Below are 24,401 nucleotides of genomic sequence, written 5' to 3' on the forward strand. Positions count from 1 at the left end.
AGTCTATTCCCGATCAGCCTCCATGCTTTGTTGTGGCGCCATTATTGTTGTTCGGATTATCGGGCCTGTGTCTTTGATGTATTCTTTTATGCCACATCAGGCCCCGAGCAGTCCTGAAGCCAAGTCCGCATGGCCACCGTCGACCATTGCAAATGGCGACTGTTACGTAACAGGTGTGTTGCCTGTGTTTTCTTCTTTTGTGATCCTTCAGGGCTGTATTACTCTGGCAGACTTGCCCGCATGCTCGCTGCCGACCACCCTCCCCGAACACTGTCACTTTACAGGTGTGTTGCACGAGAGGGCTCTGTCGATTGAAGTCTTCATTGGGCCTTGAGCTTTGTTTCGGTCTTGCACCTGATTGTCGGAATTTACAAACGCCATTACAGTTATCTGCGAAACAATTTAAACCCAAAGTATGTTGGTGTTGTTCAGGGACTTCGTCACCGCCGTCAGAGTCGGAATGCTGGTGGCTGGTGATAGTGCCTCTGAACCCTGAGGTTGTTCCTGAGGCTTGCCGGGTGGATGATTCCGATAGTTGGCCTTGTTGTTGGTTCTCTCCGGAGCTGAGCGCCATAGTGTTGATCACAAAGGGATAATCCTGGCTCGACTCTTGTTGTCCAATCGGGTTGAACATCGGTGAATCGGAGTTCCAATAGTTGCTTAAAAACAAACCGACAGTGATAAACGATTCTAAAGGTAGCCGTGAATAAGTTTTGGAGCTTTGTGTGTCATGGCTGGTCAGGATCAGTTCGTAAGCAACCAGCCACTGGGAGGCGTAAAGCAAATGCCACGAAACCGACTCAATAATGATCGTTATTAGCCCGAAAATACCGGGTCCGAAGGGTGTGTCATTTGCCGGGGAATCCTGGTCTGAATGACCGTTGTTGCTGGCAATGATTGAAGGAGTGTTCGGCAAAGTATGCGGGTCATGCTGTTTGATAGAAAAGCTTTTGTCTGGAGAACCTGCATCCTGTTCAAGCTCGACAACAAAGTGTCTTATTGACGCCTGGCAGGCGATAGACAGCAACAGCAGTGCTGCAAAGAGTGGGCGTTTCACTTTATTGTTACATCCTGGTTTACCGTTGAGAGAGTGTAGACCATGGAAATAAGCGCGCTTTCTGGCAAAGAGATTCTGTTAAAAACGCATAGAAGTACTTATCGTTTTTTGTGCCCCAAGAGTGTGATCACGAGCCATTCGAGGGTTAGATAGATGACTTTGGTCATTTATTTAGACGACTATTATCTTTTGTTAGCTCCGGATCGCCCAGCAAAAAATATCACCCTCGATTGGGCGAGGGTTTACGGCGTTTTTGCTAACCACAATACCTGATAGGGCTTGAGTTGCAGGTCCTGTATGGTCCCACTGCCCAGTAAATCGGACCAGCCGACATAGTCTGGCTGGTTCAACGTTTGATGGGCCGATGTCAGGTTGTGTATAGCCACCAGTTTCCGGCGGCCACAGGGAGATGTTCGCAAGAATGCAAAAATCCCCGGCGCCATATCCAGAATGGTTTGGGAGGCATTGGGATGAAAGCAAGGCTCCTGTTTGCGAACTTTGATGTGATTCAACAACGAATGGAAAACCAGTGACCGAATCGAAACCGGGTTTTCCAGCTCAGGCAATAATTCTTCCAGTAACCACTTGCGGCGATTGATCGAGCGGGTTCTGCCACTACTCTCGACGCCTGCCAAATCATTGTGTGTGGCAAACAGGCTGTGTATGTAAAAAGCAGGTATTCCGCGCATCCCCAGCATGATGAGCTGGGAGCAGAGAAATCGCTGCACTTGCCATTGGTCCTCACCCCTTCTCGTCCCTTTCATGGCATCAAACAGGGCAATATTGATCTCATAAGGTGATTCAGTGTTGTCCGAAAGGGTGCGCATGCTGACGAACCCCCCAAAACGGTGCATGCTGTCGATCAGCTCTGAAACTTCATTTTCCGGGATCACCCCCGTCAGCGGACGCAGGCCTATGCCATCATGAGAGGCAGTAAAGTTCAGAACGGTACAACTCTCGGGGTAATCGGGCAGGTTACGGGCCCATTGCACAAGGTGTTTTTCTGTGCCCCGATTGAGTGCATGCAATATCAGGGGCGGCAGGGCAAATTGATAAACCATGTGTGCCTCATCCTGTTCCCCGAAATAACTGATGTTCTCCTCGTGGGGGACATTGGTTTCGGTCAGCAGCGTACTGCCAGGACAGGCTCTCTCCATAATCAGTCGGAACAGTTTCACGATGGCATGGGTCTCGGGCAGGTTTATGCAGTGAGTGCCCGGTTTCTTCCAGAGAAAAGCGACGGCATCCAACCTGACTACCATGGTGCCGCGGGCCAGATAAAAGAGCAGGACATCTACCATCTGTATCAGCACATCGGGGTTTTTAAAGTTCAGATCCATCTGATCTTCACTGAAGGTGGCCCAGACGTGTTTCAGCCCTCGCCTTGTATGAATAGGCACCAGCAGGGGGGAGTTTCTTGGGCGGGTCACTTCACTGAGATCAGTCTCCGGGTCTTCTTCAATAAAGTAATCCCGGCCGGGCTGATGACCACTGACAAAGTCGGCAAACCAGAGACTTTCCCGGGAGACATGGTTAATCACCAGATCCGACATAAGCTGATAGTCACTGGCGATGGCTTCGATATCCTGCCAGCTTCCCAGCTGCTCGTTGACCGACAGGTAATCAATCACAGAAAAGCCATCATCCGAGCTGTAGGGAAGGTAGGGAAGAATGTGAAGGGTATTAATAACCTCGTTCAGATAGCCATCAAGAAATCCCTTCAAGACCTGAAGAGGTGGCTGTTCACTGTTGTCATAGAGGGTGTCGCCATAGGTAATCAGAAAGATATCTTTTTCTGACCAGCCAGTGACTGTTTTGGGAGGGTTTTCATGAAGGTGATACTGAACTCTACGGACAATTCTGGCGGCTATCTCGCCCGCTTCCTGTCCATAAGGGAGTGTCAGAAGCTGAGTCATGGCCTGATGAAACTCATGGAAGGCTTTAGGGTAACTTTGCACGATACATCTTCCCCTTTGGCAATGTTTTTTTAGTACTTTTTCTTCTTTGCAGCAGGAGTCATGCCACTCCCGTATTTATAAAACCTTCAATCATTGTAAATGATGTTGAGCCCGGCGGGTGGTTTTCTGAATTGGCACGACTTCTGCTTATAGCCTGATGAGATGCAAAACTTCTCAATAAGACGAGCAATAATATGATTAAAAAATGTCTGTTTCCTGTTGCGGGGTATGGAACCCGCTTTTTACCCGCCACCAAGTCCATGCCCAAGGAGATGCTGCCTATTGTTGATAAACCCCTGATTCAATATGGCGTAGAAGAAGCCATGCTGGCAGGTCTGACTGACCTGGGGTTTGTCAATGGCAGAAACAAACGGGCGATTCCGGATCATTTTGATATTAACTATGAACTGGAAGCGGAAATCGCTGGCAGTGGCAAAGAAGAAAAACTGTCGACCATTCGAGAAGTGATGGCGGCCTGTACTTTTTCCTATACTCGACAGAACCAGATGCAGGGGCTGGGGCATGCCATTCTCTGCGGACGAACTCTTATGGGCGATCAGCCTTTTGGTGTGGTGCTGGCCGATGATCTCTGTGTTAACGACAGTGGTCCGTTGGTTATGTCGCAGTTGGTCAATCTCTACAAACAGTTTCGCTGCACCATTGTGGCTGTTCAGGAAGTGCCCGAATCCGAAGTCGATAAATACGGTGTGATTGCCGGTGAAGCTCTGAGCGATAACCTGATCCGTGTGACCGATATGGTGGAAAAACCAGCCCCCTCAGAAGCGCCCAGTAATCTGGCAGTGATTGGACGTTATGTCCTGACACCGGATATTTTCGACATTATTGAGAACACTGAACCCGGAATAAACGGAGAAGTGCAGCTGACTGACGCCATTCTGACTCAGGCCAGACAGGGCTGTGTTATTGCCTGCAAGTTTGAAGGTGAGCGCTTTGACTGTGGCAGTGTCAGTGGTTTTGTCGAGGCCACCAATACCATCTACCAAAAACGTCTGGACAGAGTTTGAGTCGATGTTCAACAGCAAAAAGGCGATGACGAAGCTGGTCATATTTTCCGACCTCGATGGTACCTTGCTGGATCATGATAGCTACAGCTGGGCGGCGGCAAAACCCGCTTTGGACCAGTTGAGAGAGCAAAATATTCCGGTTGTTTTCAATACCAGCAAAACCCTCAGTGAGGTACTGCCTCTGCAACTGGAGATGGCTCTGGATCATCCATTTATTACCGAAAACGGAATGATTACCACCATCCCGGCTCACTACTTTCAGTCGTCTGATACTGACAAGAATACCCATTACTTCCATGGTCAACCCTACAAGGCGATACGCAGGGTACTGAAACAGTTTCGCGAGCAGTACGGCTTCCGGTTCAGGGGCTTTGGCGATTGCTCTCATAGTGAAATAGCCGATCTCTCCGGGCTAAGCCTGGAGGAGGCTAAACTGGCAGCAGACCGAAAAGCCAGTGAACCTTTGGTCTGGGAAGACAGTGATAAGGCATTGGAGCAGTTTGAAAGGCAGCTTGCTGAAGAAGGATTACAACTGACCCGGGGTGGGCGTTTCTATCACGTATCCGGCAAGGGGGATAAGGGTTCGGCGGCGAAGAAACTGTTCAAACACTACCTGAAAAACTTTCCGGAGTGGACGTGGATATCCATGGGTCTGGGCGACAGCTTCAACGATCTGCCCATGCTGGAAGTAGTCGATATTCCTGTTCTTGTAAGTTCTGAAAAAAGTAAACAGCCCATTACAGAACATCTGTCTAATATTAAGTACACAAAATCAGTCGGGCCTGAAGGTTGGAATGAAGCGGTATCGGAGGTTCTTGATTCACTTCAGGAAGGTCATGAGCCAGTCTGTCCTCCAAAAGACGGCTCTATAAAAGACTGCTCTTTACAAGACGGGTGAGCTGGACTGCAGAGTGTGATCAGAGCATAAAGCGCTAACGAAAAGAAGGGAAAGCATTTATGGGCGATTTTTACCAGAATGGCACTATCACCAATTTCCATAATTTGAGAGTACGTTCGGTTGAAGATATGGAGCAGGAGCTGCAGGCCTTTTCCCGCCAGCGCCCTATGTCTCTGGTCTTGCCTTCGCTGTTCTCCGAGCTGCAGGGACCAGCCTTGAATAATATTGTTCAGGAGCTTAGCCAGGTGGGTTATCTTTCCGAGATTGTTATAGGCCTGGATAGAGCCAACGAAAAAGAATTTTCCTATTCAAGAGACTTTTTTGCCCAGCTGAATCAGCATCACCGGATTCTATGGCAGGATGGCCCCGGACTTCGTGAAATTGACCGTCTGCTTGAAAGTAAGGGGTTGGCGCCTAAAGAGGCTGGTAAAGGAAGAAACGTCTGGTACTGCTACGGTTATGTGCTGGCTTCAGCCAAGTCAGAAGCAGTGGCTCTGCACGACTGTGATATCGTGACCTACCAGAGAGATCTGCTGGCCAGGCTACTCTATCCGGTAGCTAATCCTGCGTTTAGCTATGATTTTTGCAAGGGCTATTATGCAAGAGTCGCTGATAACAAACTTAATGGCAGGGTCAGCCGTCTTCTGGTGACGCCACTGTTGCGAGCCCTGAAAAAAATTCTCGGCCCTATGGACTATCTGGAATACCTCGACAGTTTTCGTTATCCCCTGGCCGGTGAGTTTTCCATGCGAACCAGTGTTTTCAATGACATCCGGATTCCCAGCGACTGGGGTCTGGAAATAGGGGTACTGTCAGAAGTTAAGAGAAACTATTCCAATAAACGGCTGTGTCAGGTTGATATTGCCGATGTTTATGATCACAAACATCAGCCTCTATCGGAAGAAGATCGCAATGCCGGTCTGTCGAAAATGAGCCACGATATTATCAAGGCCGTGTTCAGGAAGCTGGCGACCAACGGGGTTCAGTTCAATACTGAAACCTTCCGCACGATCAAAGCGACTTATTACCGGGTGGCACTGGATTTCATCGAGTCTTATTACGATGATGCGATGATGAATGGCCTGCATGTCGATCGTGATACGGAAGAGCGAGCCGTTGAACTCTTTGCCAGAAACATTATGGCAGCAGGGCAACACTTTTTGGAAAACCCCATGGAAAGGCCTTTTATTCCCAGCTGGAACCGGGTGATGTCCGCTGTCCCTGATATTTTGGAGCGTCTCTATGATGCAGTAGAAGAAGACAATGCCTGATTAAAGCGCACAGAATAGTCTTGAATCATCACTCATTCAGCTTTTCAAGGGTTGACCTTCCAGTTACTGGATGGTTCAAGTTGGAAAGCTGAACCATAATCTCCTGAATTCTATGTCCATCCTTCACCTGAACCTGAAACACAGGCAGAACATTGGCACAGCAATGATTGCCCTGCTGATGTTTTTGCTGTTGCAGGTTTGCCTGATGGAGTCGTCACAGGCTATGGTTGCTGACCAGTCAGACATGCCCACGACGATGTCATCCAATGCTTCCGGCATGGCTGACGGTTTGTCCGCAGATCATTACTGTTGTGCTCCTTCCCCGGCAGAGCAACTGCAGAAAGCGAATCAGGCCTGTCCAGGCTGCGATTCTGAGGATCGCTATATCCCGTTTTCTCACCCGGACAGTAAGCCGACTTTTACCCTGCTTTATATTGTTGCAGAGTTGATTTTGCTGGACGCTGAACCGTCGCAGGACTGGATTTCTGCACCCCCATCTTCAGTACAGAGCTCCCAGCCTGATATCTATCTGGCCAATGTCTCCTTTCTGGAATAGCATTTCATAAATATCGTCGTTTAAAAAACAGAGTGAAACGTTGATTTTTCAGTGTCCCCTGCATGGGATTGGCACGGCTGTGGAGACAAACATGCAACTGAAACGGATTATGGTATCCGCTGCATGGCTGATATTGGTATCGGCAGGAGTCAGTGCAGGCCGCCTGACTCTATCTCAAGCCGAGCAAAAAGCTCTGGCTGCTGATCCAATGATTCAAGCCTATGAAAAACAGTCCAGGCAAGGCAAAAAAAGTCAGCAGGATCTGATCAGTGCCGAGCTTACATCCCCTGCCGCAGGCCCATTATGATGACCGTTTGCACCATTCTCTTCGGTCTTATACCGGTCATGCTCAATAATGGCACTGGCTCCGAAGTCGTGCAGCGCATAGCTAGCCTGATGATCGGTGGCATTGTCAGCTCACTGGTGGTGACTCTCGTGCTGGTGCCTGCCGTCTATTTTCTATGGCACACCCGGGAAAAGGTTCTGACCGCTCAGATCAATCAATGAATTATGAAACACTTGAAAAAGGAGAGTGAAACCATGAAAAAGCTGAAAGCCCTGTTCCTGGGAACTGCTGTTCTAATGTCGTTTATGCTGGCCAAGGCCGAGGAGTCATTACCGACAGTCATGCTCTACAAAACCCCTGCCTGTGGTTGTTGCAAACAGTGGGCGAAACACATGGAAGAGAATGGCTTTAAGGTCATGTCCCATGATGTGCCGAACACAGCCACGTATCGAGCCAGGGCCGGTATTCCGAAAGGAATGGAGTCTTGCCATACAGCCTTTATCGGTGATTATGCCATTGAAGGTCATGTCCCGGCTGCAGACATCAAGCGTTTGCTAAGTGAAAAGCCTGCTGGTGTGAATGGTCTGACTGTTCCGGGTATGCCTCTGGGATCGCCAGGTATGGAGTACGGTGATCGCAAAGATCCTTATCAGGTGATCGGTTTCACCAAGGATGGCAACACGAGTGTATTTGCCAATCATTAATCATGTCGCGATCCAAAGAAGCTCTTTTATGAGCTTCTTTGGGTGGCAGGGTTGAAATGAGTTATCCCCAATTCACGTAACGGGTGTCTAAAACTTGATAGTTGACTGCTCGATTGTGAGTTTCACAAAAACGCACTCAGAAGGTGAAAATCAGAATCAGAGAATTATACACGAAAAGCCATGGATTGGGGGCTTCTCAGGCTGATTTATGTGATGTGAACTCGGGGATTCAGGTATGATTAAGGCAAATTCATTGCCAAGGTTAATGGTGTTATTAAAATACATAACATAGTTGAAGCAGAAGCAGAAGCAGAAGCAGAAATGGAATTCCATCTTTGTGCATTTAGAGAAATTCCTTTTATTGGGTAATATATATCATGGCTTTTTTCTAATCGCACATACTTCTCTATAAAATTACGATTAAAAGTTAATGACAGCTTAAACTGGATTGCCAAATTGTCTTGATAGAATTTTCCAACATGTATTCCCAAGATAAATGAATTGTTTTGTCTGTAAAATAAGGGAGAACCTGAATCCCCAGGCTGGGAATCTCCGGGATATGAAACGAAATGTACTTCATCATTGCAGGAGCCTACCCAACTTACAGATGCAAGCTGCAATAACTGCTGATTGCCATAACCCGCAACCATAAGGTCAGTAATATTATAAAGGTCAGGACATTTGGTATAGTCGATGTCAGCAGGAGGAATTGACACAGGCTGGTTTAACTCGAGTATTGCTATATCGTATTTAGGCCAATCAGAGGTAGAAAAAAAATTATTATTTAATATATACTTTATAACTTTTCTTTTAATCTTGTTTTTAGCATTAAGAAAAGTTATGTCTAATTTTTTACCAATGCAGTGAGCTGAAGTCAGCAAATGCTTATCAGATATGAGCACAGTAGTACAACCATTATTAATACCAGCTATCCATGGAAGCGTACCTGAATTTATTTTTCTAACCGGCTCAGTGTATCGAGGAATTCTACTGTTTGATTCACACAATATTTCTTCTGAAGTAAATATTAATATAAATGAAAAGAGCACAATAATTTTTTTCATTAAATGTTGCCTGTCTGTGCTAGCCAAGTGTATCAAAGTAGCATATTTCAAACTTGTTGCCGTATAACCACTAAAAGAAAAGAAAAAAGACACCCATAAAAGAAAAAAGACACCCATAAATTTGCTTTACCATCCACCTAGTCTACTTTTTCACCCATCACTGATTTTTTACCCAGACAGGTGAGTCCATGGCACAGGCCCGTAATACTCTAGTGTAGTGCGTCGTTCTTTTTGCAACTTAACCGGCGATTAGCCCGAACGACTTTTTCTAAGATATCATTTGCCTTAGCAGTCCAGATAAACGGCTTTGGATTTTGATTATGCTTTTCAATATATTCATCAATCGCACTGACTAGCTGTGGCACACTGACAAACACACCACGGCGTAAACGCTGACTCGTGAGATCCCGAAAAAATCTCTCAACCATGTTTAACCATGACGTTGGCGTAAAGTGCATATGAAAACGAGGATGTTTTTCCAGCCATTCTCGCACCTTCGGGTGTTTGTGAGTCGCATAGTTGTCGCAAATCAGGTGCAGCTCTTTGTCTTTTGCCGTTTCCCTATTTATCTGTTTAAGAAACTTCAACCATTCCACATGGGTATGACGCTGCTGGCACTGACCGATGACAGCACCATCAAGTACATTCAGTGCTGCAAAGAGAGTGGTTGTACCATGTCGTTTATAATCATGAGTCATTGTTGCGGCACGCCCTTTCTTCAACGGTAAGCCAGGCTGTGTTCGATCGAGTGCCTGAACCTGACTTTTTTCATCACAGCACAGCACCAACGCATGTTCAGGAGGAGACAGATAGAGTCCGACAATATCTTCAAGCTTCTCGACAAATTTCGGGTCTCGGGACACCTTGAATGTCTTTTCCAGGTGAGGCTTGAGGCCATATGCATGCCATATCCGGCGAACACTTCTCTCACTGATACCGCTAACAGCAGCCATAGTTCGGGTGCTCCAGTGAGTGGCATTTTCCGGAAGGGTGTTTGTGGTCAGACTCACAATCTCAGCAGCATCAATCTTCTTTTTACGGCCACTGCGAGCTCGATCCTGTTCAATCCCGGAGAAGCCTTCCTGAGCATATCGGTCACGCCAGCGGCTGACCTGATGACGACCGATCTTCAGTATTTGCGCAATCTCAAGATTGCTTTTTCCTTCTGCAGAGAGAAGAACAATCTGGGCACGGCGGGCCAAGCGAAGAGGGCAAGTATTTGATGAAGTAATCTTTCTGAGTCGTATTTCTTCAGAAGCATCAAGTATTATCTCTGTGGCAACTCGCATAGTAAAAACAGGCAGTGGTTGGAATAACATCCATAGTAGACCGTTAGGAGTCTTTATGTACTGTTAATTAGGTCGCACTACACTAGTTGATCCCAGCTCAACGGAGTTTTTCAAGATAGTTGTCCCGAAAACTGAATTTTAGGCTGCCTTTTTCTCGTTAATTCTTGCTTCAGACAACCGCTCAGGATTCAGTGCAACCGCACCTACAGGCTCCCAGTTTCTGATAACTCCTGACCAGCGCGTTGGATTAGCTTCTCGCGCTTTGGTATACACCTGTTTCCGGTGATTCAGGATTTCCTGATCTCTTTTCTCATGCCGTTGCGCAGGTGTCACAAAGCGGATTGAGCTATGGCGGTGTTCATTGTTATAAAAGCGCTCAAACTTCAGCATCCACTGTCGACTGTGTTCTAACGTCAGAAAACCTTGAGATGGCCACTGAGGACAGTACTTCACCGTTTTAAAGATCGATTCTGCAAATGCGTTATCGTTACTCACCCTTGGGCGACTATGAGAGGGAATAATGCCCAATTCCTCAAGCTTGGCCTTAAAGGTACTCGACGTCATTGGAGCCCCATTGTCTGAGTGCAGTACAAGCGGTGTTTTAGTGCATTTTTCAGCCACCATTGTCCGGTTAATCAGTTCACTGGCTAACTCACCAGACTCACGGCTATGAATCTCCCAACCAACAATCTTACGACTGTAAACGTCCAGTATCAGGTAGAGGTACCAGAACTGGCCGCGTACCCTGGAAGGTATGTAACTGATGTCCCAACACCAGACCTGGTTAGGGCCAGTAGCAACATAGGTTGTCGGCTTGTTGCTTTTCGATCGCTTTCTTGAACGACCGCGGTGGTGCAACTGACCATACTTTTTCAACACACGGTAAAAGCTAGATTCAGAAGCAACGTATACTCCCTTGTCTGCAAGGGCTGGCACGATCTGCGATGGTGGCAGGCTCGCATACTCATCTTCATTACTGATAGTCAGAATACGTTGCTCCTCTTCCTCAGTCAGTTTGTTAGAGGGTACCGGGCGCAAGGCATCCGGGCGTTTGTCCGTTAACACTGCACCATTGTCATCGCGCCAGCGATTCAGTGTTTTCAGGGATATTTCCAATTGTTCAGCAGCCTTCCAGCGAGAAGCGCCGTTTGCTATAGCCTCATCAAACCATGTCAGCAGTTGGCGGCGCTTATCGACAGGTGTCAGTTGTCCTCGCTGTCTATCCCGTAGAAGGCATCGAGCTTTTTTGATAGCACCAGCAGGGCTGCAGCTTCTGCCAACGCCTTGTCTTTACGGCGAAGCTCTTTTTCAAGGCTCTGATTGCGCTTACGCTCTTGTTTTAATTGCTTGCTTTCCTGGTCTGCACGCTGAGAAGCCTGAACAGCACCTGAAATACAAGCGTGCTTCCACTCCTTGACTTGTTGAGGATAAAGCCCTTTTTTACGGCAGTATTCACTTAACTCTGTTTCTGACAAAGCAGCGGTTTCGACGACCACGGCAAACTTGCTTTCAGCAGACCATTGTTCTGATTTTTGTTCGTTCCCTGGCACAGGTAATCCTTTGTCCCGTAGTTTTTTACGCCAATTATACAGGGTTTGTTCGCTGATACCTTCCTCTCTGGCAACATCCGGCACAGAGCGATTGTGTGGTGGTAACAGTTTTTTCAAAACAGCTGATTTACGTTCCTCTGAAAAACGAGGCATATTCAACGTCCATCGCCCACTGTCTAGCTTTTATTGGTTAATCAGTGAGCGGGACAACTATCCTGACACAGCGGGTCAACGCCTTATTACCACTGCACGGCAGGATGTGTTCGTCAGGCTTACCTCTGTGGAGAGAACCACCTGACTGGCAAGAACTATGAGCATCGCCGCCAATGGGTGGTGGATAAACTCCGGGAACTGGTTTCAGTCTTTGCTATCGAAGTCTGCGCTTACGCTGTCATGTCAAATCATTATCACGTGGTTTTGCACATCAATCAGTCATCTGCCAGAGGCTGGTCACGGGACGAAGTGCTTCACCGTTGGACGACCTTGTTTACAGGCCCACTTCTGGTGCAAAGGCATTTGGCTGCTGACAAACTGGGCAGCGCTGAATTGGCCCGTATTGATGAATATGCTGAGGAATACCGGCGTCGTTTAACGGATATCAGCTGGTTTATGCGTTGTCTGAATGAATACCTTGCTCGTGAGGCCAATAAAGAAGACGAGTGTAAAGGACGCTTTTGGGAAGGTCGCTTTAAAAGCCAGGCACTGCTGGACGAAGCAGCGTTACTGACCTGCATGACCTACGTTGACTTGAATCCGATTCGGGCTGGAAAGGTAGAAACACCGGAAGAATCAGACTACACGTCGATTCAGGAACGCGTAGAGCAGGTTACAGATTCTGAGACTAAAAATCAGCCGCTGACCCTGAAACCTTTTTGTTTGCAGGGCCAGAATACGGACGTTGCCCTTCCCTACCTTCTTCATGACTATCTGGAACTGGTTGACTGGAGCGGTCGCATTGTCAGAACAGACAAGAAAGGTTCCATCCCGTCATGCACCCCTCCTATTCTTGAAAGATTGGAAATTGATCCGGATGAGTGGCTGAAAACCATGCAATGGAATAATCGTTTTTATCGGGCAGTTGGCCGTCTGAAGGCGATGAAGGCTTATGCACTTGAAGCCGGACAGAAGTGGCTTCGAGGTTTAAACGCCTGCAGTCGTTTGTATCTGACAAGTTAGCTTAGAAGTCAGTTAAGAAATTAAACACTTTCTCTTTATCCCTCCTCGACTTTAAGTCGGAATAAGTTTGTGTCGTCTGAATCATGGACTGAGCAGCCTCTGTTCGTCGAACGCTCATGTGTGGCTCGCTGATAGGCTATTCGAAGATAGGTTTTCAGATCCTTTTTTGGGAATGCAGTTTTTAAATGTCTTATTTATTTAATGGGTGCCCTATTTTTTTTTCATGGGTGTCTTATTTTTTTTTATTTTTTTATCTTATTTTTTATCAGGATCCGATTCCATTCCCCTAGCCAGCCGTTCAATGATAGGGCAGTCCGGCATATTGTCTCCATGACAGCATTGGGCGAGCTGTTGCAGGCTGTCACGAATCACCTGCAGTTGACTGATCTTAGCCTCGACATCGACTAATTTTTTCAGGGCCAGTGATTTTACATCAGCACTTTTACGATGTTTGTCGTTATACAGATCCAGAAGGTCCGAGCACTCTTTCAGAGTAAAGCCCAGCTCTCTGGCGCGGCTAATAAAAGACAGTTCTCGTATGTGTGATTCATTATAATCACGGTAACCGTTATTGAGACGATGGGCAGGTGAAATCAGGTTCAGACTTTCATAGTAACGAATGGTTTTGGCGGTCAGTCCAGTGGCCTGCGCTGCTTTGGAAATATTCATGATTCAGGCTCCCTAGCAGTTGGCTTGAAGCGTCTCAGACGATTGGCGTTGCTGACCACTGTGACCGATGACAGAGCCATGGCTGCTCCTGCAACAACAGGATTAAGCAGCATTCCTGTGAAAGGGTATAGCACCCCGGCAGCAATCGGGATACCGAGAGAATTGTAAACAAAGGCGCCAAACAGATTCTGTTTAATGTTTCCCAGAGTTGCCCTGGACAGCTCGACGGCGTCGGCCAGTCCATGGAGTGAAGAGCGAATCAGGGTGATATCTGCCGATTCAATGGCAACATCAGTCCCTGTGCCTATGGCAAAGCCAACATCAGCACGGGCAAGGGCCGGGGCGTCGTTTATACCGTCACCTGTCATACCGACCTTGTGCCCTTTTTCCTGCAACTGCCTGACATAGCGCTCCTTGTCTTCAGGCAGAGTTTCGGCTCTAAAGTCATCAATGCCCACCTGTTGAGCAACAGCGGCGGCAGTCAGCTTGTTATCACCGGTCACCATCAAGACCCTGATGCCCAGTTTATGGAGTCTTTCGATAGCTGCTTTGGAGTCTTTTCTTATCGGGTCGGCGACCGCTATCAGTCCCGCCAGTTGATGATCCACAGCCAGATACATGGGGGTTTTACCCTGATTGGCCAGTGACTCTGATGTGGATGCCAGAAGCGTGACATCAATGCCATTGGCAGCCATAAGCTTTTCATTACCCAGCAGCACAGACTTTTCTTGAACACACCCGCTCACTCCTTGCCCTGTGACTGCATGAAAATCGGATACGGGTGAAAGTGACAACGATTGCTGTCTGACAGAATTGACAATAGCGTCAGCCAGGGGATGCTCCGATGCACTCTCAATGCTGGCGGCAATCTGCAGAATTCTGTTTTTTTCTTCCTCAGTGTCTGCCGTGATGCTGATTCGTTCGGTCACTCTGGGATCGCCTTCGGTGATAGTGCCTGTTTTATCCAGCACTATGGTGGTCAATTGACTGGCCTGCTGCAAAGAGTCTCCCTTGCGAATCAGCATTCCCAGCTCAGCGGCCTTGCCAACACCGGCCATGACAGACATAGGAGTAGCCAGACCCAAAGCGCAGGGGCAGGCAATAATCAGAACCGTGGTGACTACCACCAGTGCGTGCGCTAATACCGGCGCAGGCCCGAAAAAGAACCAGACAGTGGCTGCCAGAACAGCAATGACTATCACAACGGGTACAAATACAGATGAGATCTGATCTGCCATCCGGGCAATGGGGATTTTTGAACTCTGGGCTTTTTTCACCAGGGCAATGATATGGGCCAGAGCGGTTTCACTGCCCACCTTTTCTGCCCTGAACAGCAAGCTGCCATTTTTATTCAGGGTGCCTGCTGAAACTGCGTCGTCTGGTGTTTTTTTCACAGCCAGTGGTTCGCCTGTGAGCATAGACTCGTCCACGAGACTGCTGCCTTCAACGACAATGCCGTCTACCGCAATATTCTCGCCGGGTCTGACTCTGACGATGTCGCCTTTTAAAACCTGGTCTGTGGGGATATCTATTTCCTGTCCATTGCGTACGACTCTGGCCGTTTTGGCCTGAAGCCCCAGCAGACGCTTAATCGCCTGACTGGTTTTGCCTTTGGCTCTTAACTCCAGAGCATGGCCCAGATTGATAAGACCAATGATCATGGCACTGGCTTCAAAGTAAACATGGCGAGCGGCAGACGGTAGAAGGTGAGGAAACAATACGACGACCATAGAGTAAAGCCAGGCTATGCTTGTGCCTATGGCAATCAGGGTATCCATATTGGTGTTGCCATGCTTCAGAGCTTTCCACATGCCGGTAAAGTAGTGTTTACCTGAGAACACCAGAACAAAAAGAGTGGCAAGGCCAACAATCCCCCAGGCGAGTTGCTGAAAGGGCGTGTTTATGCTCATTTCGCCGGTGACGACACCCCAGATCATCAGGGGAATGCCCAGACTCAGAGCAATGGCGGTATGTTTTAGCAGGTGGCGATACTGTTTTTTGTCTTCCTCTTCCTGTTTCAGCTGAAGATCACTGTCAGGTGTCAGCACGGTGCCGGGATAACCGGCATGTTCCAATGCCTGCAGAATGACGCCAATTTCAGATTGCCCCTGAACAGAGCAGGTTTTATCGGCCAGATTGACCGATGCACTCTCAACACCCGGAATCTTTAGAAGAGCCGACTCGATTTTGCTGACGCAGGAGGCACAGTGAATAGTCGGTATAGAAAATTGTCGTTCAGAGTCGCAGGGTATCACTCGCGCTTCAAATCCGGCTTTTTTCAGGGCTGAAATCAGAGAGGACGCTTCAGCACTGCCTTTGACCATAGCCGTTTTGTCTGCAAAGTTAACACTGGCTTCATTCACGCCAGTCACTCCTTTCAGGGCCTTTTCAATTTTGCCGACACAACCGGCACAGTTGACTCCGGAGAGGGCCAGCTGAATCTGTAGAGATTTCATGGTGTTTCTCCACGAGATTGATTTAGAGGGAAACTGTGTACAGGATAACCCTTACCCTGACTGGAAGGTAAAGAGGTGGTAGAGAAGATATGCCATAATCCGCAGCTAACATCTACACAACCGCTTACCGCTACGCCGAGCTCAAAGAGCTGACTGCCCGGGAACTGGATTCATCCTAAATTCTGGTGCTTCTCGAAGTTTTGCAATGATGCTCGCTGGCTCTGCTATGCTGATCAGCGCAACGACAACATGGGGTAAGATTATGTCGGTTGAGTCGAGACTGGAAAAACTGGAAGAGCAACACAGACGGTCAGCAAAACGCCCGACAACTGCCGGGCATTTAATTTCAAAAATGATAAGCAAGCGAAAACTGGACAACATTCAAATCCATATTGGGCCGTTTGATATAAGCATTGGAGTAGTGAAGCAACTTGGCGCCCAGGTCAAAACTTTTTTCGGAACCCAGAAGAACCCCGGCACCCAGCATGGTTTCAAACTGTAAATGAGTGCTTTTTTCTAAAGGCTGGTCGCCTTTGTAACGGATCTGGGTGTCGCTGATCCAGCCAACGCCCAGACCTGCATCGAAGTAATACCGTCCTCTGGGACTCTTGAATTGCCATACCGGAGTCACGAAAATGCCATGGATATCATCGTCACCTTTCGAGCTGTGGGAGGGTCTGGCATCGAGTTTATTGTCCCAATAAGAAACCGAGGTATCGAGAAGAAAGCAATCATTCCATTCTGAATGTTCGAGAAGTCCTTCGTCACTTAAATGCCATCTGAGTGCCAGACGAGTGTCCTTAACCTCTATTTTACTGGAAAGATCCGGCCCGTAGCTGAAATGAATACTTTCGGGTTGTGCGACTACCGACGTTGAAAAAACAGATAGCACCAAAGGTACTGCCGACAGAAAGGCTGTGTTATTGAATTTCATGATCCTTATGCTCTTGTTTTATTTATTGAGCCCGCTACCAGAGTTTGCTGCGCAATATTCTTGACGCCAAGTGGGAGGGGGCTTCCTACTAACTTACACTAAGGAGTCAGCCAATAAGACCAGATTTTTGCAACCTTGTTCTTTTTCAGCAAAGCCAGGTTGATATGCAGGCTGTTATCTCACACAGTTCTGGGCTTTTTATGACTCAAAAAATGAAGGGACCGATGAAGTATCAGATGATGAAGCTGAGTTTGGTTATTACCATTCGAACTAAAAGAGGCGATCTGTTGGCTTCACGAGAGTGTAACAGTGAACCATTACCATCAAATCGGTCGATTTGATCTGGATCAAGATCAGGGCCGTTTTGCTGTAGCCTCTATGCACTGAAGGATGAAGAATAATTCGTTGTTTTTATAAGTATTTACACGTATGGTGAATTTTTTGTACCTATGTACCACTATATGTACCACTATTAGTGGCAATTGGGAAAACAAGAATTTTAATGCCGACTTAATCTGCATTGGACTGATAAACGAATTAGATGAATAAGTTGTACCATGTCACCAAGCCTGCTCAACAGACTGAAAGCCTTTGGCCCTCTGTCCTCGCCTGACTTGAACATTGCCAGTGTGTTATCACAGACTGGGGTGCGGCGACTGATTATTGGCTGTGAAGTGCTGCTGGTGATTCTTCTGACTCAACAGCTGGCTCGTCTTACCTGGCAACTCATGGAGGGTTCTGGCAGCGCCAGGATTCAGTCGTGGCAACCTCAATCGACAGTGGTAAATCGTCGCCAATCGGAACAGGATGCCTACCCCGCACTGAATGATTTCCATCTGTTTGGTCAGGAGCCTGTCAAGCTGACACAAACGGATAACCCTGGTATTGACCCCAACGCTGTTCCCAAATCCCGCCTCTCTGCAAAAGTCACCGGTATTGTTGCCAGTTCAGTTCCTGCTGATTCCGTTGCGGTGATTCGTTCCAGTGGCCGTGATCGCACTTATCGAATCGGTGAAAAGCTTCAGGGCTCCAATGCGGAAGTGAAAGATATTTATGAGGATCGGGTGATTGTATCGAACCGGGGCAAGCTCGAAGCCCTTTTGCTTTACCCCGATGAAGCGGATCGAAAAGTAGAAAAAAGAGACAGTGGTCGTCTGATAGAAATTCGTCAGCAACTGATCTCTGATCCGGACTCTTTTACGGATTTTTTTCAGATCACCGAGGCTCAGAAGGATGGTCAGCTGGTCGGGTATCAGATAACCCCTGGCAAGTTTCCTGACGTTTTTCGTGAGTCAGGCCTGAAGCCTGATGATATAGCCCTGTCCATTAACGGATATGACCTGAGTGACAGCAACGATACCATGAAGCTGCTGCAGGAAATCAAGCAGCTCACCCAGCTATCGATGACCATTGAACGGGGTGGTCGTCTCTATGAAATAGAAGTCAAACTATGAGTGTTAGAGGAAAGACAGGGTTATTAGTATTACTCCCTGAATTGCTTAGCGGGGCCATTGCCCGGAAATGTGTGAACCAGAATGCCGTGAGACGGCTGCGCAGACAGATCTGCTCAATGATGGCAGGACTCATACTGGTTTCAGCGTCTGCTTTTGCCAGTCAGGCTTCAGCTGACTATCAGCGTTATTCTGCCAGTTTTGAAAAGGCCGATATTGCTGAATTTGCCAGTACGGTCAGTGCCACTCTGAACAAAACCATTATTCTGGACCCCGCTGTTCGTGGCTCTGTAACGGTGCGTTCCTATGACAAGCTCAATGCTGAACAGTACTATCAGCTCTTTTTGAACGTTCTGGAAGTTCATGGTTTTGCCGTTATTGAACAAGAGAATAATGTTCTGAAAATTGTTCAGGACAAGAACGCAAAAATGTCGTCTATTGCGCTGGCCGACCGGCAAAACACGGGTCAGGGTGATGAGTTCGTTACCTGGGTGCTTCCGGTTCAGAATGTGCCGGTGAGAGAACTGTCTCCGTTATTGCGCCAGCTCAATGATACTGCAGGCAATGTGGTTCATTACGATCCCTCCAATATTCTTCTGCTGACTGGCCGTGCAGCTAATGTGAAGCGTCTGGTTGAAATTGTCAGACGAGTAGATATGGCCGGCAACCGAAACTTCTCTGTTATCCAGCTCGAGTACGCTTCTGCTTCAGAAATGCAGCGAATTCTCACTTCCCTGCTGCAGGAAAAAGGTGGTAAGGGCGGCGCGTCCCAGGTGACCGTGGTTGCTGATGATCGTAGCAACCGCCTGATTGTTGCCGGTCAGGCAAGACAACTGCAAAAAGTGAATCGTATTGTCTACCAGCTGGATGCCGAACAGGAATCCTCCGGTAATACCCGTGTCTTCTATTTGAGGTATGCCAAGGCGGAAGAACTGAAAGAAGTCATGGAAGGTGTCGGGCAAACGGTTCAGGCAGAAAAAGACAGCGGTAAAACAGTTGTTCGTAATAACCAGAAATTCAGCATCAACGTTCATGAGCAAACCAACGCTCTGGTGGTCACCGCTCAGCCAGACATTATGAAAAGTCTGGAAAGTGTCATCAAGCAGCTTGATATCCGTCGTGCCCAGGTTCTGGTCGAAGCCATTATCGTTGAGGTAGCCGATGGTGATGGCATTAACCTCTCCTTCCAGCTGGCCAATGCTAACAACGGCAGCATGATGCAGTTTAATGATGGCCGAACGGTACCGATTGGCGAGATCATGGCCGGTTTGAAAGAGGCAGAGGACGTGCCGGGCTCAACGGTCATCGGTGAAAATGGCACCACTATTAACCCTGATCAGCCGGGCGATTACACCAGATTATATGATGCTTTGGCCGGTGTTTCCGGTGCTGCATTCAGTATCACATCCGGCGACTGGACAGCCCTTTTGCAGGCTGTTACCAGCTCAACAAAATCCAATGTTCTGGCGACTCCCAGCCTGATGACGCTGGATAACGAAGAATCTTCTTTCATAGTGGGTGACGAAGTTCCTGTTATCACCGGTTCCGCCTCCAGTTCAAACAACGATAATCCTTTCCAGACTGTAGAGCGTAAGGAAGTAGGTGTGAAGATGACCGTCAAGCCCCAGATCAATGAAGGGGATTCGGTGATGCTGGATATTACTCAGGAAGTGTCTGGTGTTAATGGTACGACTTCCGTCGATGTCACTTTCTCCAAGCGTGAAGTGAAAACATCCATCATGGCCCGCAGTGGTGACACCATTGTTATTGGCGGACTGCTGGACGAAGACGTGCAGGAAAGTGTTTCCAAAGTGCCACTGCTGGGTGACATTCCCTACCTGGGGGCGCTCTTCCGCTCCACCTCCAGCGAGGTGAAAAAGCGTAACCTGATGGTCTTCCTGAGACCTACCATCATTCGTGACGATAACATCCTGACCAGTATCAGCGGTAAGAAATACAGCTATATGCGTGCCCGCCAGCTAGATCGTCGTGATCAGGGCGTTGAGTTGATGCCTGATGCGAGAACTCCGGTCCTGCCTGAATACCCTTCTAACTCCGATCTGATGAACAGAGCGCGCCAGAAACTGGATGAAGCCGATCGGAAAGAAAAAGAGAAAGAAAAAAACGACAGGGAAGACGATGACAAGGTAGCCAGTAAACAGTCGGAGAAGAACGATGCTGAGTCCGGCGATAACAGTTGATCAGGAAACCGAAGTCCTTGCTCAAGGTACTCCTGCGGGTGTTCTTGAACTGCCCTTTGCCTTTGCCCGTAACTTCGGTGTTCTGCTGGAACAAGAGCCGCAGGGCAGCCCCTGCCTGTACGTCAATGGCCAACCATCCAGAGCAGCCATTGCCGAAGTTCGTCGATTTGTTGCGGGTCCGATAGATATTAAATCACTGTCCGAGGGTGAGTTTGAAGCACGACTGTCGGCTTATTATCAAAAAGACTCATCGGCTGCCCGACAGCTGATGAACGATATCGGCAATGATGAAGGTCTTCACTCTCTGGCAGAGGAATTACCCGACAGCGAAGATCTTTTAGATGCCGATGATGGTGCCCCGATCATTCGCATGATCAACGCCATGTTAGGTGAGGCGATCAAGGAAGGGGCTTCCGATATTCATATCGAAACCTTCGAAAACTGCCTGGTCATTCGCTTCCGCGTCGATGGTGTATTGAGAGAAATCCTTCGACCCCAGCGTAAGCTGGCGGCATTGCTGGTATCCCGTATCAAGGTTATGGCCAAACTGGATATTGCTGAGAAGCGGGTGCCTCAGGACGGTCGTATTTCTCTGCGACTGGGTGGCCGTGCCGTTGATGTCCGGGTATCGACACTGCCTTCCCGTCATGGCGAGCGAATCGTATTGCGTTTGCTGGATCGCAACAGTGTCCGTATGGATATGTCCAGCTTAGGCATGACGCCTGATATTCATCAGCACATCCGTGAGGCTTTGCATAAACCTCACGGCATTCTTCTGGTCACAGGTCCGACCGGTTCTGGTAAGAGTACGACACTGTACGCTGGTCTCACAGAAATCAATGACACAGAGCGCAATATTCTCACCGTTGAAGATCCTGTGGAATACGATCTCGAAGGTGTGGGTCAGACACAGGTCAACCCCAAGGTCGATATGACCTTTGCCCGGGGTCTGCGTGCCATCCTGCGTCAGGACCCTGATGTGGTGATGGTGGGTGAGATTCGTGATCTCGAAACCGCAGAAATTTCTATTCAGGCCTCCCTTACCGGTCACCTGGTATTGAGTACCCTGCACACCAATACGGCTATCGGTGCTGTCACACGCCTGAGAGATATGGGCATTGAGCCTTTCCTGCTGTCATCCAGTTTGCTGGGCGTTCTGGCCCAGCGTCTGGTTCGTACCCTCTGTCCTTCCTGCAAAGTAGCCAGAGAGCCAACGCCTCATGAGCGAAAGCTGATAGGAATGGACGACTCTGACAGCAGACCCGTTCACGAAGCCAGCCCTGAAGGTTGTTCCGAGTGTCATGGCGGTGGCTATAAAGGTCGAACCGGCATTCATGAGCTGTTTCTGGTCAGCGATGAAGTTCGTAGAATGATTCATGAGGGTGCCGGTGAACAGGCTCTGGAAGACGTGATTCGCAGGACCAGCCCCAGTATCCAGAAAGATGGCTTCCGTAAAGTTCTTGCGGGTATGACTTCCATTGAAGAAGTACTGCGGGTGACCAGGGAGGAATAATGGGCGTATTTGCTTACGAAGCCCTGGATAAAAAGGGTAAAAAACGCAAAGGGGTACTTGAGGCTGATTCTGCCCGCCAGCTCCGTCAGCAGTTGCGCTCCGAAGGTCTGGCTCCGGTGACCATTAATGAATCTGAGCAAAAGAGCAGTGGTGAACGTGCGTCGTTTACTCTGTTCGAGAAAAAAGCCAGCCCGGCTGAAGTCGCCATGCTGACTCGTCAGCTGGCCACTCTGGTTGCGGCTGCCATTCCTCTGGAAGAGTGTCTTCAGGCCTTGTCTCGTCAGGTTCAGAAATCCCATCTGAAAGCTATGATCACCACCGTCAGAGCCAAGGTACTGGAAGGCCGGACGCTGGCTGAAAGTCTGGCGATTTACCCGAAAACCTTCGACACACTGTATTGCTCAATGGTGGCGGCCGGTGAAAAGTCCGGTCATCTGGATACGGTTCTGGAGCGGCTGGCAGATTATACCGAACAGCGTCAGCTGATCCGGGGTAAGCTGATTCAGGCCATGATCTATCCCGCTATTCTCACCATAGTAGCGGTCTCGGTCATCGCCATTTTGCTGGCAACCGTGGTACCCACCGTGGTGGAACAGTTTGCGGATCTCGGGCAGGACCTGCCAGCCATGACTCGTGCCTTGATTGCCATGAGTGACTTTGTTCGGGATTACGGCTTCGGTGTACTGGCTGGCCTTGTCGTTCTGTTATTCATGCGGCAACGTCTGCTGGTTAATCCCGAGCGGAGACTGACCCACGACCGATGGCTGTTGAAAATGCCCGTTATGGGTGAAGTGGGTGCCGGTGTTGATACTTCCCGTTTTGCCCGGACATTGAGTATTCTCAGCAGCAGTTCAGTGCCCCTTCTGGAGGGTATGAGAATCTCGGCAGAAGTCATGTCCAACTCTTTTATCCGGAAATCACTTGAACAGGCTTCGGAGCGGGTGAGGGAAGGTTCCAGCCTCTGGATGGCGCTGGATCAGACACAACTGTTTCCACCCATGATGCTTCATATCATTGCCAGTGGTGAAAAATCGGGTGCGCTGGAACAGATGCTGGTTCGAGCAGCGGACAGTCAGGATCGACAGTTTGAAAACCAGGTGAATATTGCCTTGGGTGTTTTTGGCCCTTTGCTGATTGTCTCCATGGCGGGCATGGTTCTGTTTATTGTGATGGCGATTCTGACCCCGATGCTGGATCTTAACTCACTGGTATCAGGTGGTTAACAGTCAGTATGGGGTTTTCAGTAAAGAGCTTTTCAGAAGAGAATATGAGCCTGACACAGATCGGGCCATGTGACATTAGGAGTGAATGACCAATGACTACGAAAAAGGCACATCGACAACAACAGCGGGGTTTTACCCTGATCGAGATCATGGTGGTGATCGTGATTCTCGGTGTCCTGGCCAGCATGGTGGCCCCGAATGTTCTGGGTAACAAAGAAAAGGCAGACCAGCAGAAAGCTGTCAGTGACTTAGTGACGCTGGAAAACGCACTGGATATGTACAAGCTGGACAATAATCACTTCCCATCGACTCAGCAGGGTTTGAATGCTCTGGTAGAACAGCCTTCCGGCAGCCCTCAACCCAGGAATTACCGTGACAACGGCTACATCCGTCGTCTACCCCAAGACCCATGGGGTAATGACTATCTGATGCAGTCTCCCGGTGAATTTGGTGATATCGATATCTTCTCTGCCGGTCCTGATGGCCAGGCGGGCTCTGAGGATGACATCGGCAACTGGAACATGAATTCCTGATGAAAAGTGCCGGTTTCACCTTGCTTGAAATCATGCTGGTTCTGGTACTGCTGGGCATTGCTACCGCTGTCGTATTGCCCACTCTGGAACCGGCTGACAGTTCCGCACGTTTAAAAACGGCTGCGGATCGATTTGCTGCTCTGGTGAAAACTGGCCACGAAAAGTCATTGCTCAAAGGTAAAGACCTTGGGGTCAGGTTTACCGACAACGGCTATCAGTTTATGGAGTGGCACGGAGACAAATGGCAGTTAATGCAAAATGACCGATTGCTCACAGAGAAAGAGCTTTCAGAAGCCATCAATCTGGATTTTATGCCGGGTGAGCTGATCTGGCAGGCTGCTCTGGATGCTGAAGAGCAGCAGGATAGTGACTCGTTTTTTACTGACTCAGGGCTGTTTGAAAACGAAGCCAGCAAGAAAAAGCCTGAACTCTATATCTGGTCCAGCGGTGACCTGACCCCGGCGGAAGTGCGGTTCCAGTCAGCCAGCGACATTCGTCGTTTTTTTAGTGTCATAATCACGGAAACCGGAGAAGTAACCGTGGTCAGTGCAGATGAGTACGACAAGACAGGTGGCCGGGGCTGATAA

General features: G+C 48.6%; 22 protein-coding genes. 14 read left to right on the forward strand and 8 right to left on the reverse strand.

Going from position 1 to position 24,401, the window contains the following annotated elements; translation table 11 throughout:
- Positions 1–13: 13 nt before the first annotated feature.
- Positions 14–1,057, reverse strand: coding sequence for a hypothetical protein (locus ACOMHB_RS24420; RefSeq protein ID WP_448218698.1), 1,044 nt, complete (start codon positions 1,055–1,057; stop codon positions 14–16).
- Positions 1,058–1,299: 242 nt separating this feature from the next.
- On the reverse strand, positions 1,300–3,015 hold the full coding sequence (locus ACOMHB_RS24425; protein WP_448218699.1) for a sugar phosphorylase: 1,716 nt from the start codon (positions 3,013–3,015) through the stop codon (positions 1,300–1,302).
- A 194-nt stretch (positions 3,016–3,209) separates the two neighbouring features.
- On the opposite strand from ACOMHB_RS24425, the gene galU reads away from it, so the two are divergent.
- The 7 genes from galU to ACOMHB_RS24460 all read left to right on the forward strand — a co-directional run bounded on the left by galU (position 3,210) and on the right by ACOMHB_RS24460 (position 7,755).
- Positions 3,210–4,040, forward strand: coding sequence for a UTP--glucose-1-phosphate uridylyltransferase GalU (gene galU, locus ACOMHB_RS24430; protein ID WP_448218700.1), 831 nt, complete (start codon positions 3,210–3,212; stop codon positions 4,038–4,040).
- A gap of 4 nt (positions 4,041–4,044) precedes the next feature.
- Positions 4,045–4,938, forward strand: coding sequence for an HAD-IIB family hydrolase (locus tag ACOMHB_RS24435; protein ID WP_448218701.1), 894 nt, complete (start codon positions 4,045–4,047; stop codon positions 4,936–4,938).
- Between the two features lie 59 nt (positions 4,939–4,997).
- Positions 4,998–6,209 (forward strand): glycosyltransferase family protein, encoded by a 1,212-nt coding sequence (locus tag ACOMHB_RS24440; RefSeq protein WP_422135902.1) that lies wholly within the window; start codon positions 4,998–5,000, stop codon positions 6,207–6,209.
- A 70-nt stretch (positions 6,210–6,279) separates the two neighbouring features.
- Entirely contained in the window at positions 6,280–6,765 is a 486-nt protein-coding gene (locus tag ACOMHB_RS24445; protein WP_448218702.1) for a hypothetical protein, read from the forward strand.
- Positions 6,766–6,856: 91 nt separating this feature from the next.
- On the forward strand, positions 6,857–7,072 hold the full coding sequence (locus ACOMHB_RS24450; RefSeq protein WP_422135900.1) for a hypothetical protein: 216 nt from the start codon (positions 6,857–6,859) through the stop codon (positions 7,070–7,072).
- On the forward strand, positions 7,069–7,272 hold the full coding sequence (locus ACOMHB_RS24455; RefSeq protein WP_448218703.1) for an efflux RND transporter permease subunit: 204 nt from the start codon (positions 7,069–7,071) through the stop codon (positions 7,270–7,272). The genes ACOMHB_RS24450 and ACOMHB_RS24455 overlap by 4 nt, the downstream gene beginning before the upstream one ends.
- 33 nt (positions 7,273–7,305) lie before the next feature.
- The gene (locus ACOMHB_RS24460) at positions 7,306–7,755 is read left to right on the forward strand and encodes a DUF411 domain-containing protein (RefSeq protein WP_422135899.1); all 450 of its coding nucleotides are present in this window, start codon (positions 7,306–7,308) and stop codon (positions 7,753–7,755) included.
- Positions 7,756–7,994: 239 nt separating this feature from the next.
- Here the strand turns inward: ACOMHB_RS24460 and ACOMHB_RS24465 are convergent, their stop codons facing one another.
- From ACOMHB_RS24465 to ACOMHB_RS24475, 3 genes are all read right to left on the reverse strand, one after another.
- Entirely contained in the window at positions 7,995–8,819 is an 825-nt protein-coding gene (locus ACOMHB_RS24465) for a trypsin-like serine peptidase (protein ID WP_448218704.1), read from the reverse strand.
- Positions 8,820–9,028: 209 nt separating this feature from the next.
- Positions 9,029–10,108 carry an IS630 family transposase gene (locus ACOMHB_RS24470; protein WP_448218879.1) on the reverse strand — a complete coding sequence of 360 codons (1,080 nt, stop codon included), beginning with the start codon at positions 10,106–10,108 and terminating at the stop codon, positions 9,029–9,031.
- A 138-nt stretch (positions 10,109–10,246) separates the two neighbouring features.
- A protein-coding gene (locus tag ACOMHB_RS24475) for an IS3 family transposase (RefSeq protein WP_448215008.1) occupies positions 10,247–11,811 on the reverse strand; the annotation gives its coding sequence in 2 pieces (ribosomal slippage) (positions 10,247–11,358 and positions 11,358–11,811; 1,566 coding nt in all).
- A 180-nt stretch (positions 11,812–11,991) separates the two neighbouring features.
- Between ACOMHB_RS24475 and ACOMHB_RS24480 the strand changes: the two genes are divergently transcribed.
- Entirely contained in the window at positions 11,992–12,834 is an 843-nt protein-coding gene (locus ACOMHB_RS24480; RefSeq protein WP_448218705.1) for a transposase, read from the forward strand.
- Positions 12,835–13,089: 255 nt separating this feature from the next.
- On the opposite strand, the gene cueR is transcribed toward ACOMHB_RS24480, so the two are convergent.
- The 3 genes from cueR to ACOMHB_RS24495 form a co-directional block, all read right to left on the reverse strand.
- The gene (cueR, locus tag ACOMHB_RS24485) at positions 13,090–13,503 is read right to left on the reverse strand and encodes a Cu(I)-responsive transcriptional regulator (RefSeq protein ID WP_422135896.1); all 414 of its coding nucleotides are present in this window, start codon (positions 13,501–13,503) and stop codon (positions 13,090–13,092) included.
- Positions 13,500–15,959: a heavy metal translocating P-type ATPase gene (locus ACOMHB_RS24490; RefSeq protein ID WP_448218706.1), complete on the reverse strand. Its 2,460-nt coding sequence runs from the start codon at positions 15,957–15,959 to the stop codon at positions 13,500–13,502. The genes cueR and ACOMHB_RS24490 overlap by 4 nt, the downstream gene beginning before the upstream one ends.
- 346 nt (positions 15,960–16,305) lie before the next feature.
- The gene (locus ACOMHB_RS24495) at positions 16,306–16,893 is read right to left on the reverse strand and encodes an acyloxyacyl hydrolase (RefSeq protein WP_448218707.1); all 588 of its coding nucleotides are present in this window, start codon (positions 16,891–16,893) and stop codon (positions 16,306–16,308) included.
- A 557-nt stretch (positions 16,894–17,450) separates the two neighbouring features.
- Here ACOMHB_RS24495 and gspC point away from each other — a divergent pair.
- The 6 genes from gspC to gspH all read left to right on the forward strand — a co-directional run bounded on the left by gspC (position 17,451) and on the right by gspH (position 24,398).
- Positions 17,451–18,347 (forward strand): type II secretion system protein GspC, encoded by an 897-nt coding sequence (gene gspC / locus ACOMHB_RS24500; protein WP_422472965.1) that lies wholly within the window; start codon positions 17,451–17,453, stop codon positions 18,345–18,347.
- Positions 18,344–20,545 carry a type II secretion system secretin GspD gene (gene gspD / locus ACOMHB_RS24505; RefSeq protein WP_422412749.1) on the forward strand — a complete coding sequence of 734 codons (2,202 nt, stop codon included), beginning with the start codon at positions 18,344–18,346 and terminating at the stop codon, positions 20,543–20,545. Before gspC ends, gspD begins: the two co-directional genes overlap by 4 nt.
- On the forward strand, positions 20,520–22,058 hold the full coding sequence (gene gspE, locus ACOMHB_RS24510; protein WP_422135890.1) for a type II secretion system ATPase GspE: 1,539 nt from the start codon (positions 20,520–20,522) through the stop codon (positions 22,056–22,058). Before gspD ends, gspE begins: the two co-directional genes overlap by 26 nt.
- The gene (gene gspF / locus ACOMHB_RS24515) at positions 22,058–23,281 is read left to right on the forward strand and encodes a type II secretion system inner membrane protein GspF (protein ID WP_448218708.1); all 1,224 of its coding nucleotides are present in this window, start codon (positions 22,058–22,060) and stop codon (positions 23,279–23,281) included. The genes gspE and gspF overlap by 1 nt, the downstream gene beginning before the upstream one ends.
- 92 nt (positions 23,282–23,373) lie before the next feature.
- Entirely contained in the window at positions 23,374–23,814 is a 441-nt protein-coding gene (gspG, locus tag ACOMHB_RS24520) for a type II secretion system major pseudopilin GspG (protein WP_448218709.1), read from the forward strand.
- Positions 23,814–24,398, forward strand: a complete 585-nt coding sequence (gene gspH / locus ACOMHB_RS24525; RefSeq protein WP_448218710.1) for a type II secretion system minor pseudopilin GspH — start codon at positions 23,814–23,816, stop codon at positions 24,396–24,398. The genes gspG and gspH overlap by 1 nt, the downstream gene beginning before the upstream one ends.
- Positions 24,399–24,401: the final 3 nt, after the last annotated feature.

Source organism: Endozoicomonas sp. 2B-B (genome assembly GCF_053470045.1).